Raw genomic sequence first — 13558 nt, 5'->3', positions numbered from 1 at the left:
CGCAGCAGTGCACACCCGCACCTGGAGGAGAGCCAACGTGCCTCGTACCGTCAGGGACGTCGTCTTCGTCGACGGCGTCCGCACCCCGTTCGGCAAGGCGGGCCCGAAGGGCATCTACCACGAGACCCGCGCCGACGACCTCGTCGTGAAGGCGATCCGGGAGCTGCTGCGCCGCAACCCGGACCTGGATCCCAAGAAGATCGACGAGGTCGCCATCGCCGCGACCACGCAGATCGGCGACCAGGGCCTCACGCTGGGCCGTACGGCCGGCATTCTCGCGGGCCTCCCGCAGTCCGTCCCGGGCTACTCCATCGACCGCATGTGCGCCGGCGCGCTGACCGCCGTGACCGCCGTCGCGGGCGGTGTGGCCTTCGGTGCGTACGACGTCGCCCTCGCCGGCGGTGTCGAGCACATGGGCCGTCACCCCATGGGCGAGGGCGTGGACCCGAACCCGCGCTTCGTCTCCGAGAAGCTGGTCGACGAGTCCGCCCTGTTCATGGGCATGACCGCCGAGAACCTGCACGACCGGTACCCGACGATCACCAAGCTCCGCGCCGACGAGTACGCCGTGCGCTCGCAGGAGAAGGCCGCCAAGGCGTACGCCGACGGCAAGATCCAGCAGGACCTGGTCCCGATCTCGGTGCGCAACACCAACGAGGCGGCCGGTGAGACGGGCTGGGGCCTGGTCACCACCGACGAGCCGATGCGCCCGGGCACCACGCTGGAGAACCTGGCCGGCCTGAAGACCCCGTTCCGTACGCACGGCCGGGTCACCGCGGGCAACGCCGCCGGTCTCAACGACGGTGCCACCGCCGCGATCATCGCGTCCGAGGACTTCGCCCGCGAGAACAACCTCCCGGTCAAGATGCGCCTCGTGTCGTACTCCTTCGCCGGTGTCGAGCCGGAGGTCATGGGCTACGGCCCGATCCCGGCCACCGAGAAGGCCCTCGCCCAGGCCGGCCTGTCCATCGAGGACATAGGCCTGTTCGAGATCAACGAGGCGTTCGCCGTGCAGGTGCTCGCCTTCCTGGAGCACTACGGCATCGCCGACGACGACGCCCGCGTGAACCAGTACGGCGGCGCCATCGCCTTCGGTCACCCGCTCGCCTCCTCGGGCGTGCGCCTGATGACGCAGCTGGCCCGTCAGTTCGAGGAGCAGCCGCACGTCCGCTACGGCCTGACCACCATGTGCGTCGGCTTCGGCATGGGCGCCACGGTCATCTGGGAGAACCCGCACTTCACCGCCGAGGGAGACGCCAAGTGAGCACCACCGCCGAGCTCCTGAAGGGTGCGGCCGAGCTGTTCCCGGACGAGGTCGTCACCTCCGCGCACGTCCGCCACCTGGACCTGCCGTTCGGCGCCGGGCGCTTCGCGCTCATCACGCTGGACAACGGTTTCGACCACACCAAGCCGACCACCTTCGGTCCGCAGTCCCTCGCCAACCTGAACGCGGCGATCGACCAGGTCGAGCAGGAGGCCCTCGCGGGCTCCATCGTCGGCGCGGGCATCACCGGCAAGCCGTTCATCTTCGCGGTCGGCGCCGACCTCAAGGGTGTCGAGCTGCTGAAGAAGCACGACGAGGCGCTCGCCATCGGCAAGGGCGGCCACGACGTCTTCAAGCGCCTCTCCGCGCTCGCGGTCCCGACCTTCGCCTACTACAACGGCGCGGCGATGGGCGGCGGCGTCGAGGTCGGCCTGCACTGCTCCTACCGCACCGTCTCGAAGGCCATCCCGGCCTTCTCGCTGCCCGAGGTCTTCCTCGGCCTGGTTCCGGGCTGGGGCGGCTGCGCCATCCTGCCGAACCTGATCGGCGCGGACCGCGCGGTCTCGGTGATCATCGAGAACTCGCTCAACCAGAACAAGCAGCTGCGCGGCAAGCAGGTCTTCGACCTGGGCATCGCGGACGCGCTGTTCGAGGGCGCGGACTTCCTGGAGCAGTCGCTCCTGTGGACCGCGAACGTGCTGAACGGCACCACCGAGGTCGTACGCGCCGAGATCGACCGCGCCGAGGGCTGGGACGCGGCCGTCGCCCGCGGCCGCGCCATCGCGGACTCCAAGGTGCACGGCGCGGCCCCGGCCGCCTACCGCGCGCTGGAGATCATCGAGGCGGCCAAGGACGGCGACCTGCAGAAGGGCTTCGACGCCGAGGACACGGCCCTGGCCGACCTCATCATGGGCGGCGAGCTGCGCTCCGGCATCTACGCCTTCAACCTGGTCCAGAAGCGCGCCAAGCGCCCGGCCGGTGCCCCGGACAAGTCCCTGGCCCGTCCGGTCACCAAGGTCGGCGTCGTCGGCGCGGGCCTGATGGCCTCGCAGCTGGCGCTGCTCTTCCTGCGTCGCCTGGAGGTGCCGGTGGTCCTCACCGACATCGACCAGGAGCGCGTGGACAAGGGCGTGGGCTACGTCCACGCCGAGATCCAGAAGCTGCTCGGCAAGGGCCGCATCAACCAGGACAAGGCCAACCGCCTGACCGCCCTGGTGACCGGTGTCCTGGACAAGGCCGAGGGCTTCGCGGACGCGGACTTCATCATCGAGGCCGTGTTCGAGGAGATGTCCGTCAAGCAGAAGGTGTTCGCGGAGGTCGAGGCGGTCGCCCCGGCGCACGCGATCCTCGCCACCAACACCTCTTCGCTGTCGGTGTCGGAGATGGCCTCGAAGCTCCGGCACCCGGAGCGCGTGGTCGGCTTCCACTTCTTCAACCCCGTCGCGATCCTCCCGCTGCTGGAGATCGTCCGCGGTGAGCAGACCGACGACGCCTCGCTGGCCACGGCCTTCGGTGTCGCCAAGAAGCTGAAGAAGACCGCGGTCCTCACCAAGGACGCCCCGGCGTTCGTCGTGAACCGCATCCTGACCCGCTTCATGGGCGAGATCCAGAACGTCATCGACGAGGGCACCCCGGTCGTCACGGCGGAGAAGGCCATCGAGCCGCTCGGCCTGCCGATGTCCCCGCTGGTGCTCCTGGAGCTCGTGGGCCCGGCGATCGGTCTGCACGTCTCCGAGACCCTGAACCGCGCCTTCCCGGAGCGCTTCACCGTCTCCCCGAACCTCGCGGCGGTCGTCAAGGCCGGCAAGCGCGGCTTCTACGTCTACGACTCCGGCAAGCCGGAGCTGGACCCCGAGGTCGCCGCCCTCCTGGTGCAGGGCGACTCCGTCCTGACCGAGGAGCAGGTCCGCGACCGCGTCCTGGACGCGGTGGCGCAGGAGATCGGCCTGATGCTGGAGGAGGGTGTCGTGGCCGAGGCCCAGGACATCGACCTCTGCCTCATCACCGGTGCCGGCTGGCCCTTCCACCTGGGCGGCATCACGCCGTACCTGGACCGTGAAGGCGTCTCGGAGCGCGTGAACGGCAAGAAGTTCCTCGCTCCCGGCCTGGCGAGCGTCCCGGCCTAGTCCGGGTCGCAGACGGGCATTCCACGGCCTGGCCCGCCCCCTTCGGGGGGCGGGCTTCGGCCGTTCGAATATCTGTCTAAGATTCACCCCCATGACGGAAACGCACGCGCGGCCCAGGCGCCGCCGACGCCGCATTCTGCGGATCACCCTGCTGCTGGTCGCCGTGCTGATCCTGGGCGCGGCCGGGGCGGGCTGGTGGACGTACAGCCATCTCAACGGCAACATCGACAGCGTCGACCTGGATCAGGCGATCGGGGACAACCGCCCCCCGAAGGTCGTCGCGAACGCGCAGAACATCCTGGTGCTCGGCTCCGATTCGCGCGCCGGCGCCAATGCCGACCTCGACCACGGTGACGTCAGCGGCGCCCGCTCGGACACCGCGATGCTGGTGCACATACCCGAGGGCCGGGCCAAGGCGACCGCGGTGAGCATCCCCCGCGACACCCTCATCACCCGGCCCGAGTGCAAGGACGGCAAGGGCAAGACCGTGCCGTCCGCCAAGCGGGTCATGTTCAACTCCGTCTACTCGCTCGCCGGTCCGGCCTGTGTGGTCAACACCGTGGAGCAGCTGTCCGGGGTGCGCGTGGACCACTTCGTCGAGGTGGACTTCGCCGGCTTCAAGGGCCTGGTGGACGCGCTGGGCGGGGTCACCGTCACCCTCGACAAGCCGATGAGCGGCGCCAAGGGCGGCCTGAAGCTGGACGCGGGCACGCACCGGCTGAACGGCACCGACTCGCTCAAGTTCGTCCGTACCCGCTACGGCTACGGCGACGGCAGCGACCTCGGGCGCATAGGCCTGCAGCAGCAGTTCATGCTGGCGATGCTGTCGGAGATCAAGAAGCAGGACGCCCTCGGCAACCCGGCCCGGCTGTACAAGCTCGCGGACGCCGGGACCAAGTCGCTGACCACCGACTCCGACCTCGCCTCGCTCACCGCGCTGTCCGACTTCGCGCAGAGCATGAAGGGCGTGAACCCGGACACGATGGAGACGATCATGCTGCCGGTCGCCTACGACAAGGTGGACCCGAACCGCGTGGTCGTGGCCGAGCCGCAGGCCACCCAGCTGTGGGACGCCCTGCGCAAGGACGAGAAGGTCCCCGCCTCGGCGAAGGACTCCCCCGCCAAGGGCTGAGCCGCCGACTACCGCACGCACGACGCAGCGGGCCCGCACGGGAGACATTTCCCGTGCGGGCCCGCTGCCGTCGTGTGCGGCCGGTGAGCGGCGCTCAGAACTTGGCGTCCTGGCCGACCTTGTGCAGCCGGCTGTTGCGGTACCCGTAGGCGAAGTAGACGATGATGCCGATGGCCATCCAGATGCCGAAGCGCAGCCAGGTCTCGGCCGGCAGGTTGAGCATCAGCCAGAACGAGGCCGCGATGGACACGATCGGGACGAACGGCACCCACGGGGTCCGGAAGGCCCGGTGCAGGTCGGGGCGGCTCTTGCGGAGGATGATCACGCCGAGGGCGACCACCACGAAGGCGAACAGCGTGCCGATGTTCACCAGTTCCGCGAGGGTCTCCAGGCTGGTGAAACCCGCGACGATCGCGATGATCCCGCCGAGCAGCAGGGTCGCGCGGTAGGGGGTGCGGTACTTCGGGTGCGTCACGGAGAAGACCCGGGGCAGCAGTCCGTCACGGCTCATCGCGAAGAACACGCGGGTCTGGCCGAGCAGCAGGATCATGCACACGGTGATCAGACCGACGGCCGCGCCGAGGCTGATGGCGCCCGAGAAGAAGGGCTGGTTCACCGATTTGAAGGCTTCGGCGAGCGGCGCGGTCGGGGACATCTCCGAGTACTTCTGCATGCCGGTGACCACCAGGGTCACGGCGACGTAGAGCACCGTGCAGACCAGCAGCGAGCCGAGGATGCCGCGCGGCATGTCCCGCTGGGGGTTCTTGGTCTCCTCGGCCGCCGTCGCCACCACGTCGAAGCCGATGAAGGCGAAGAAGATGAGCGAGGCCGCCGTGAAGATGCCCATGACGCCGAAGTTCGTGGGCTCGTAGCCGAAGAGCAGCTGGACCAGGGGGGAGTGCCAGCCGCTGACGCCCTCGGCCTGTGGCTGGGCCGGCGGGATGAACGGCGAGTAGTTGTCGGCCTTGATGAAGAACAGACCCGCGATGATGACCAGCAGCACGACCGTGACCTTGATGGCGACGACGACCGCGGTGATGCGGGCCGAGAGCTTCGTCCCGACGACCAGGATCCACGTCAGTGCCAGGACCAGCACGAACGCCAGCAGGTCGAAGTGGCCGCCGGCATCGGGGCCGGACAGGGAGGTCGGCAGGGTCCAGCCGAGGTTGGTGTCCATGAGGTGGCGCACGTACCCGGACCAGCCGACCGCGACCACCGCCGTGCCGAGTGCGAACTCCAGCACCAGGTCCCAGCCGATGATCCAGGCGGGCAGCTCACCGATCGAGGCGTACGAGAAGGTGTACGCCGATCCGGCCACCGGGACGGTGGACGCGAACTCGGCGTAGCAGAGGGCCGCGAGGGCGCACACGATGCCCGCCGCCACGAAGGCGAGGGCGGTGGCGGGTCCCGCGTTGTTCCGGGCAGCGATGCCCGTGAGGACGAAGATGCCGGTGCCGATGATGACACCCACACCGAATACCGTCAGGTCCCAGGCGGAGAGCGACTTCCGGAGCGCGTGTTCCGGCTCCTCCGTGTCACGGATGGACTGCTCGACCGTCTTGGTGCGGAAGACGCTGTTCAGGTCCTTGCTCACCGACGCACCTCCGACAGGTGACGACGCACACGAACGGGCCGGGAGGCCCACCCCTTCAAGGGTGATCTCCCGGCCCGTGACGTGCAACCGCGCGGCGATCTAGTGGCTGGTACCCGTCCTAGTCGACGGCGGCGGCCGGCTCGCTGTCGTAGCGCCCGTCCAGCTTGGCCACCAGGCCCGTGACCTGCCGTGCGATGTCCGGAGCGGTCAGCCCGATCTCGGCCATGACCTCCTTGCGGGAGGCGTGGTCGAGGAAGCGCTGCGGGATGCCGAAGTCGCGCAGCGGTACGTCGACGCCCGCGTCCCGCAGGGCCTGCGAGACGGCGGAGCCCACGCCACCGGTACGGCCGTTGTCCTCGACGGTGACGACCACGCGGTGGCGGTCGGCCAGCGGGGCCAGCGCCTCGTCCACGGGCTTGACCCAGCGCGGGTCGACCACGGTCGAGGTGATGCCCTGCTTGTCGAGCAGGCCGGCGATCTCCAGGCACATCGGGGCGAGCGCGCCGACCGAGACGATCAGTACGTCCGGTCGGGTGACGTCGGCGCCGGGGGCGCGCAGCACGTCCATGCCGCCGACCTTGCCGACGGCCGGGACGGCCGGGCCGACGACGCCCTTGGAGTAACGGACGACGGTGGGCGCGTCCTTGACCTCGACGGCCTCGCGCAGCTGGGCGCGCAGCTGCTCGGCGTCACGCGGGGCGGCCAGGCGCAGACCGGGCACGACCTGCATGATCGACATGTCCCACATGCCGTTGTGGGAGGCGCCGTCGGTGCCGGTGACCCCGGCCCGGTCCAGGACGAAGGTGACCCCGCACTTGTGCAGGGCCACGTCCATCAGGACCTGGTCGAAGGCGCGGTTGAGGAAGGTGGCGTACACCGCGAAGACCGGGTGGGCGCCGCCGGTGGCGAGGCCCGCCGCCGAGGTGGCGCCGTGCTGCTCGGCGATGCCGACGTCGTAGATCCGGTCCGGGAAGGCGTCCGCGAACTTCTTCAGGCCGACCGGCTGGAGCATGGCGGCGGTGATGCCGACGATGTCCTTGCGCTCCTTGCCGAGCTTGACCATCTCGTCGGCGAAGACGGAGGTCCAGCTGGCGGCGTCGGTGGACACCGGCAGGCCGGTGTCCGGGTGGATCACGCCGACGGCGTGGAAACGGTCCGCCTCGTCCTGGACGGCCGGCTCGTAGCCCCGGCCCTTCTGGGTGAGGCAGTGCACGATGACCGGGCCGCTGAAGCGCTTGGCGCGCTGCAGGGCGGACTCCAGGGCCTCGATGTCGTGGCCGTCGATGGGGCCGATGTACTTCAGGCCCAGGTCCTCGAACATGCCCTGCGGGGCGATGAAGTCCTTGAGGCCCTTCTTGGCGCCGTGCAGGGTCTCGAAGAGCGGCTTCCCGACGACCGGGGTGCGCTCCAGGATCTCCTTGCCGCGGGCCAGGAAGCGCTCGTAGCCGTCCGTGGTGCGCAGGGTGGCCAGGTGGTTGGCGAGGCCGCCGATGGTGGGGCCGTACGAGCGCTCGTTGTCGTTGACGACGATGACCAGCGGGCGGTCCTTGGCGGCGGCGATGTTGTTCAGCGCCTCCCAGGCCATGCCGCCGGTCAGCGCGCCGTCGCCGATGACGGCGGCGACGTGGTGGTCCTCGCGGCCGAGCACCTCGTTGGCCTTGGCGAGGCCGTCGGCCCAGCCCAGCACGGTGGAGGCGTGCGAGTTCTCGATCACGTCGTGGTCGGACTCGGCGCGCGAGGGGTAGCCGGACAGGCCGCCCTTGGAGCGCAGGTTGCCGAAGTCCTGGCGGCCCGTGAGCAGCTTGTGGACGTAGGCCTGGTGGCCGGTGTCGAAGAGGACCTTGTCCTTGGGCGATTCGAAGACCCGGTGCAGGGCGATCGTCAGTTCGACCACGCCGAGGTTGGGGCCGAGGTGCCCGCCGGTCTTGGAGACGGCGTCGACGAGGAAGGACCTGATCTCTGCGGCGAGCTGGTCGAGCTCCTCCTGGCTGAGCCGGTCCAGATCGCGCGGTCCCTTGATGCGGGTCAGCAGCACCCGTGCCTCCTTGCAGTTGCTTGCTGGTCTGTCGAGTCTAATGTTCCGCTGCGGGACGCGGTCATCGGGCCGTCCCGGCGGAGTCACACCTTTGTCATACATGTACGCACCACCGCGCGGCCACACATCACATACGGGCGTATACCCGCACAGGAGTACCCGCGGATGTACGCACGGATGCCCGGCGCCACGTGAAGTGGCGCCGGGCACTGTGACCGGTCTTACCGCCGGATGCCGCTCCGGCGGGCAGTCGGCCGCGCCGTCAGGCGCGTCCGGCCGTCTTCTGGGTCTTGCGCGAGACCGAGTCGATCACCACGGTGGTCAGCAGCACCGCACCGGTGATCATGTACTGGATCGGCGTCGCGATGCCTTCCAGTGCCAGACCGTACTGGATCGAGATGATGACCATGACGCCGAGGAGGGCGTTCCAGGTCCGGCCCCGGCCGCCGAAGAGGCTGGTGCCGCCGATGACGGCCGCCGCGATCACGTTCATCAGCAGGTCGCCGGCGCCGGCGCTCTGGTTGGCCGCCGCGATCTTGGAGGCCCAGAACAGACCGCCGATGGCGGCGAAGGTGCCGGAGATCGCGAAGACCGTGATCCGGATCCGGGTGACGTTGATGCCCGCGCGGCGGGAGGCCTCGACGCTGCCGCCCAGTGCGAAAACGTTTCGCCCGAAGGTCGTGCGACGGAGCACGAAGTCCGTGACGACCAGCGCCAGCAGGAAGAGCACCACCGCGAGCGGCAGGCCCTTGTACTGGTTGAACACCACGGCGGGGCCGAAGGTGAACACCGCGAGCATGCCGGTGCGCAGCAGGATCTCGGCGAGCGGCCGGGAGGGCATCCCGGCGGCGTCGCGGCGCTTCGCGTCGAAGAAGGCCGCGAGGAAGTAGCCGGCCACCGCGAGCGCGGCCAGCCCGTAGGCGACGGCCACGTCCGAGAAGAAGTACGTGGTCAGCTGACCGACCACGCCGTCGGAGTCGATGTTGATCGTGCCGTTGCTGCCGAGGATCTGCAGCATCGCGCCCAGCCAGAACAGCAGGCCCGACAGGGTGACGGCGAAGGCCGGGGCGCCGATCCTGGCGAAGAAGAAGCCGTGGATGGAGCCGATCACGGCGCCGCCGGCCACGGCCGCCAGGATCGCCAGCCACTCGTTCACGCCGTGCGTGACGGCGAGGACGGCGACGATCGCGCCCGAGACTCCGCTGACGGAACCGACCGAGAGGTCGATCTCGCCGAGCAGCAGCACGAAGATGATGCCGATGGCGATCATGCCGGTCGCGGTCATCGTGATCGCGATGTTGGTGAGGTTCTCCGGGGAGAGGAAGTTCGAGTTCAGCCCCTGGAAGATGGACCAGATGACGATCAGACCGATGACGACCGGGATGGAGCCCAGGTCGCCGGCCTTCATCTTGCGCTTGAACTCGCCCACGTACCCGGCGAGGCCCTGCTCCCTGACGAGGAGGCGGGGGTCCACGGCCGGGATCGCGTCCTGGGCCGCCGCCGGGTTGACCGGGTCGATGTACTCCTGCGAGCCGGCGGGGCCGCCCTTGCCCAGTGGATCGGTGGCGGGGTTCTGGGTACTCACTTGCCGGCCTCCGAGGTGCGGGCCGCCCGGCGGGTCACGGCGTTGTCCGTGGCACCGGTGATGGCGGAGATGATCTCTTCCTGCGAGGTGTCGGCGACGTTGAAGACACCGTTGTTGCGGCCGAGCCGCAGGACCGCCACCTTGTCGGCGACGGCCTTCACATCGGCCATGTTGTGGCTGATGAGGATGACGGCGTGGCCGCGCTCGCGCAGCCGCTCCACCAGGTCGAGCACCTGTGCGGTCTGCTCGACGCCGAGCGCGGCGGTGGGCTCGTCGAGGATGACGAGCTGGGGCTCGCCCAGCATGGAGCGGGCGATCGCCACGGTCTGGCGCTGACCGCCGGAGAGCGAGGCGATGGGGATACGGACACTGGGGATCCGGATGGACAGGGTGGTCAGGAGCTCGCGGGCGCGACGCTCCATCTCCACCTCGTCGAGGACCCCGCGGCGCTTGAGTTCGCGGCCGAGGAAGAGGTTGCCGACGACATCGATGTTGTCGCACAGCGCCAGGTCCTGGTAGACCGTCGCGATGCCCAGGTTCTGGGCGTCATGGGGCTTGCCGATGGAGACCGGACGGCCCTCCCACTCGATGACACCTTCATCGATGGGATGCACGCCGGCGATCGTCTTGACCAGCGTGGACTTTCCGGCACCGTTGTCGCCGACGAGGGCGACCACTTCACCGGAGTGGATCTCGAGTTCTACGTCGGTCAGGGCCTGAACGGCGCCGAACCGCTTCGAGACCCCTCGCAACGCCAGCACGGGCGCAGCGGACACATGAACCATCTCCTTCGCCGCCTGACCGGCGGGGATGTCGTGCAAAAGAGCAGGAGCGGGGCGAATGGGGGGGAGGATCGTTTCTGCCCGGCGCCCCGCCGCGTGGCGGGGATGAGTGGGCGGGGCGCCGGTCAGGCACGGGGGCCGCCTCGCGAGGAGGCGACGGGGGCCGCTACTTCAGGCCGGCCGCGGCGCAGGCCGCCGCGTACTTGTCGGTGCAGATCTCGGCGACCGAGTAGACGCCGTCCTTGACGACCGTGTCGTTGATGTTGCCCTTGGTCAGCGAGACGACCGGGATCAGCACGGAGGCGACGCCCTTGGTGGTCGGGCTGTCGACGGTGGAGGTGGTGACTCCGTCGAGCTTCTCGCCCTTGGCGAGGGCGACGGCCATCTTCGCGGCGGCCTCGGCCTCGGGGGCGTACGGCTTGTAGACGCTCATGAACTGCTCGCCCGCGACGATGCGCTGCACACCGGCGAGTTCGGCGTCCTGGCCGGTGACCGGCGGCAGGGGGGAGACGCCGGCGGCCTTGAGGGCGGTGATGATGCCGCCCGCCATGCCGTCGTTGGCGGAGTAGACGCCGATGACCTTGTCCTTGCCGAGCGCGGACAGCGCGGCCGCCATGTTGGTGTTGGCGTTCTCCGGCTTCCACTCGACGGTGTCGTACTCCTTGCCGACGTTCACCTTGCCGTCGAGGACGGAGTGCGCACCGGACTTGAAGAGCTTGGCGTTCGGGTCGGTGACCGAGCCGTTCATCATGACGATCTGGCCGTCCTTGGCCTTGTCGCCCAGCGCCTCCAGGAGCGCCTTGCCCTGGACCTTGCCGACCTCTTCGTTGTCGAAGGAGGTGTACGCGTCGATCGGGCCCTCGGCCAGACGGTCGTAGGCGATGACCGGGATGCCGGCGTCCTTCGCCTTCTTGACCGAGCCGGCGATGGCCTTGGAGTCCACCGCGTCGACGATCAGGACGTCCACCTTGTTGGTGATCATCGTGTCGACCTGGGAGTTCTGCGTGGTCGCGTCCTGCTTGGCGTTGGCGTAGACGACCTTGCCCTTGCCGCCGGTGAGCTCGGCGACCTTCTTCTCGATGAGCGGCTTGTCGAACTTCTCGTAACGCGCGGTCTGGTTCTCCGGCAGGAGCAGACCGACCTTGATCGCGTCGCCCTTGGCAGCGCCGGAGGACTCCTTCGTCGTGTCGCCGGCCTCCTTCGCACTGCCGCAAGCGGCGAGCGAAACGGCCATGGCACCGGCGGCAACAGCTACGGCGGCTCTGCGCATACGCGTGTTCATTACTTGAACCTCCCTGACGAGGCCGCAGCACTGCGGCCGAGGTGGATGTGAGTCAACCCCGGCCGCGTTTTGCCGTCAAGGAGTGAATCCTTAACGAGATGACAACGGTGCCATCCGTTATCTACCTGAAGGCAAGACGGCGGGAGCTCGCACTCCACTTCCATGATCTGACAAAAGCGTCGAATCGCCCATCTCGCTGAGTACGAGCGCCAGCGCGCCCAGCACCTCGGCCCGCCCGCCCAGGGACCCGGTCAGCACCGACAGTTGCCGCGCCGCGCTGGGAATCGCGTACCTCCCCACTGATTCACGGATGGGGGCCAGGACGAGTTCACCGGCCTCCGCGAGCGAGCCGCCCAGCACCACGCGGCTGGGGTTCAGGAGGTTGCACAGACTGGCCACGCCGCTGCCGATGTGGCGGCCCACGTCCGTGATCACGCGGCGGCAGCCCGGGTCCCCGTCCCGGGCCAGTTCGACCACCCGCTCCATCGTCAACTCCGGTCCGTGCGTGCCCTGGAGCAGCGGCAGGACGTACCGGGCGGCGGTGAAGGTCTCCAGGCATCCGCGGTTGCCGCAGCGGCAGACCGGGCCCGATTCGTCCAGCGTGATGTGCCCGATCTCGCCCGCGGTGCCCCCCGGCCCGCGGTAGATCTGGCCGTTGATGACGAGGCCCGCGCCGACGCCGCTGGCCACCTTGATGTACGCCAGGTCCTTCACTCCCCGCCCGCTCCCCCAAACGAGCTCACCGAGGGCGCCGAGGTTCGCGTCGTTGTCCACGTACACGGGCACGCCGAGGCGCTGCGAGAGCTCCTGGCGGGGGTTGATGCCCGCCCAGCCCGGCAGGATCGCGGTCGAGCCCAGGGTCCCGGACTCCACGTCGATCGGGCCGGGCACGCCGAGACCGACGCCGATGACCTTCTCCAGCCCGACCCCGATGTCCGCGATCAGCCGGCCCACCAGGGCCTCCGCCCGGTTGAAGCCGTCCGCCCAGGAGGCGTCGACGTCCAGCGGCTCGGACTCCTCGGCCAGTACCTGATGGGCGAGGTTCCCCACCGCCACCCGCAGGTGGGTGTGGCCGAAGTCGACGCCGATGACGATCCCCGCGTCACCGCTGAGCGAGACGCTGCGCGCGCGCCGGCCCCCCGCCGAGGTGTCGGTGACCTCGACGGTCCCGCCGTCCTTCAGTTCCCGGACGATGTTGGAGACCGTGGCCGCCGACAGTCCGGTGGTGCGGGCGATCTCCGCCTGGGTCAGCGATCCCGCGAGCCGAACCGCCCGCACGACCCGTTCGAGATTCGCGCGATGCAGCGAGGACTGCGATCCGGGAGTCTGCACGACTCATCCACTCCTGCCCATAAGCGACGGCAAGCCGTCGCCCCCCGGCCGGGACACATCGCGGTTTCACGCTCCGAGACCCCGGCGTCTCTCCAACTTGTGAACCTTAAGTCGAGCCTTTGCGCTTCCACACGTCAAGAGGCTGACACGGCACGAAACGGCCGTACTGACCGAAAGGGGGAGAGAACCGGCCCCCTAGATCGTGCTACGGTCGCTGAGGCGCCGGTCCTCTGCGGCCTTTCCGGCCGGATCGGGCGCCCGTCATGACAGCGCTACGCGAGGAGGTGTTCGGGATGAGTCCCGATCGAAGTCCTTGCCGCGCTCCCATCGGCTGACCTGTTGATCAGCTGACTCCTACCGAGTGCGCACGGCCGCGGTTCGCCGCTGTCCCGTGCGTGGTCGCGTTTCTTTCCATTCTCTTCCTTC

9 protein-coding genes are annotated in these 13558 nt (G+C 69.2%); 3 read left to right on the top strand and 6 right to left on the bottom strand.

All coding sequences use genetic code 11. The features are described from left to right. Nucleotides 1–37 precede the first annotated feature (37 nt). From AB0D29_RS23185 to AB0D29_RS23175, 3 genes are all read left to right on the top strand, one after another. Nucleotides 38–1264: an acetyl-CoA C-acyltransferase gene (locus tag AB0D29_RS23185; RefSeq protein ID WP_030713513.1), complete on the top strand. Its 1227-nt coding sequence runs from the start codon at nt 38–40 to the stop codon at nt 1262–1264. Then, a complete protein-coding gene (locus tag AB0D29_RS23180) occupies nt 1261–3390 on the top strand; it encodes a 3-hydroxyacyl-CoA dehydrogenase NAD-binding domain-containing protein (RefSeq protein WP_362856701.1) in 2130 nt (709 codons plus the stop codon). Before AB0D29_RS23185 ends, AB0D29_RS23180 begins: the two co-directional genes overlap by 4 nt. Nucleotides 3391–3481: 91 nt before the next feature. After that, on the top strand, nt 3482–4522 hold the full coding sequence (locus AB0D29_RS23175) for an LCP family protein (protein ID WP_362856699.1): 1041 nt from the start codon (nt 3482–3484) through the stop codon (nt 4520–4522). 94 nt (nt 4523–4616) lie between these two features. Here AB0D29_RS23175 and AB0D29_RS23170 read toward each other — a convergent pair whose 3' ends face one another. The 6 genes from AB0D29_RS23170 to AB0D29_RS23145 all read right to left on the bottom strand — a co-directional run bounded on the left by AB0D29_RS23170 (nt 4617) and on the right by AB0D29_RS23145 (nt 13132). Beyond that, nucleotides 4617–6116 carry an amino acid permease gene (locus AB0D29_RS23170; protein WP_362856698.1) on the bottom strand — a complete coding sequence of 500 codons (1500 nt, stop codon included), beginning with the start codon at nt 6114–6116 and terminating at the stop codon, nt 4617–4619. A gap of 118 nt (nt 6117–6234) precedes the next feature. Beyond that, nucleotides 6235–8151, bottom strand: coding sequence for a 1-deoxy-D-xylulose-5-phosphate synthase (gene dxs, locus AB0D29_RS23165; protein WP_362856696.1), 1917 nt, complete (start codon nt 8149–8151; stop codon nt 6235–6237). A gap of 262 nt (nt 8152–8413) precedes the next feature. Beyond that, nucleotides 8414–9706: a sugar ABC transporter permease gene (locus AB0D29_RS23160; RefSeq protein WP_362856802.1), complete on the bottom strand. Its 1293-nt coding sequence runs from the start codon at nt 9704–9706 to the stop codon at nt 8414–8416. Between the two features lie 26 nt (nt 9707–9732). Next, nucleotides 9733–10521 carry an ATP-binding cassette domain-containing protein gene (locus AB0D29_RS23155; protein WP_215144586.1) on the bottom strand — a complete coding sequence of 263 codons (789 nt, stop codon included), beginning with the start codon at nt 10519–10521 and terminating at the stop codon, nt 9733–9735. Between the two features lie 163 nt (nt 10522–10684). Further along, nucleotides 10685–11800, bottom strand: coding sequence for a substrate-binding domain-containing protein (locus tag AB0D29_RS23150; RefSeq protein WP_362856695.1), 1116 nt, complete (start codon nt 11798–11800; stop codon nt 10685–10687). A gap of 117 nt (nt 11801–11917) precedes the next feature. Then, nucleotides 11918–13132: an ROK family transcriptional regulator gene (locus AB0D29_RS23145; protein ID WP_362799588.1), complete on the bottom strand. Its 1215-nt coding sequence runs from the start codon at nt 13130–13132 to the stop codon at nt 11918–11920. Nucleotides 13133–13558: the final 426 nt, after the last annotated feature.

Origin of the sequence: Streptomyces sp. NPDC048424 (genome assembly GCF_040651555.1) — a bacterium.
Taxonomy (GTDB): Bacteria; Actinomycetota; Actinomycetes; order Streptomycetales; family Streptomycetaceae; genus Streptomyces.
This window is presented reverse-complemented; position numbering and strand designations above follow the sequence as displayed.

What these genes read in the sequence shown, in the direction of transcription:
- AB0D29_RS23175 (WP_362856699.1), top strand. Translation starts at nt 3,482, where the DNA reads ATGACGGAAACGCACGCGCGGCCCAGGCGCCGCCGACGCCGCATTCTG.
- AB0D29_RS23155 (WP_215144586.1), bottom strand. Translation starts at nt 10,521, where the DNA reads ATGGTTCATGTGTCCGCTGCGCCCGTGCTGGCGTTGCGAGGGGTCTCG.
- AB0D29_RS23150 (WP_362856695.1), bottom strand. Translation starts at nt 11,800, where the DNA reads ATGAACACGCGTATGCGCAGAGCCGCCGTAGCTGTTGCCGCCGGTGCC.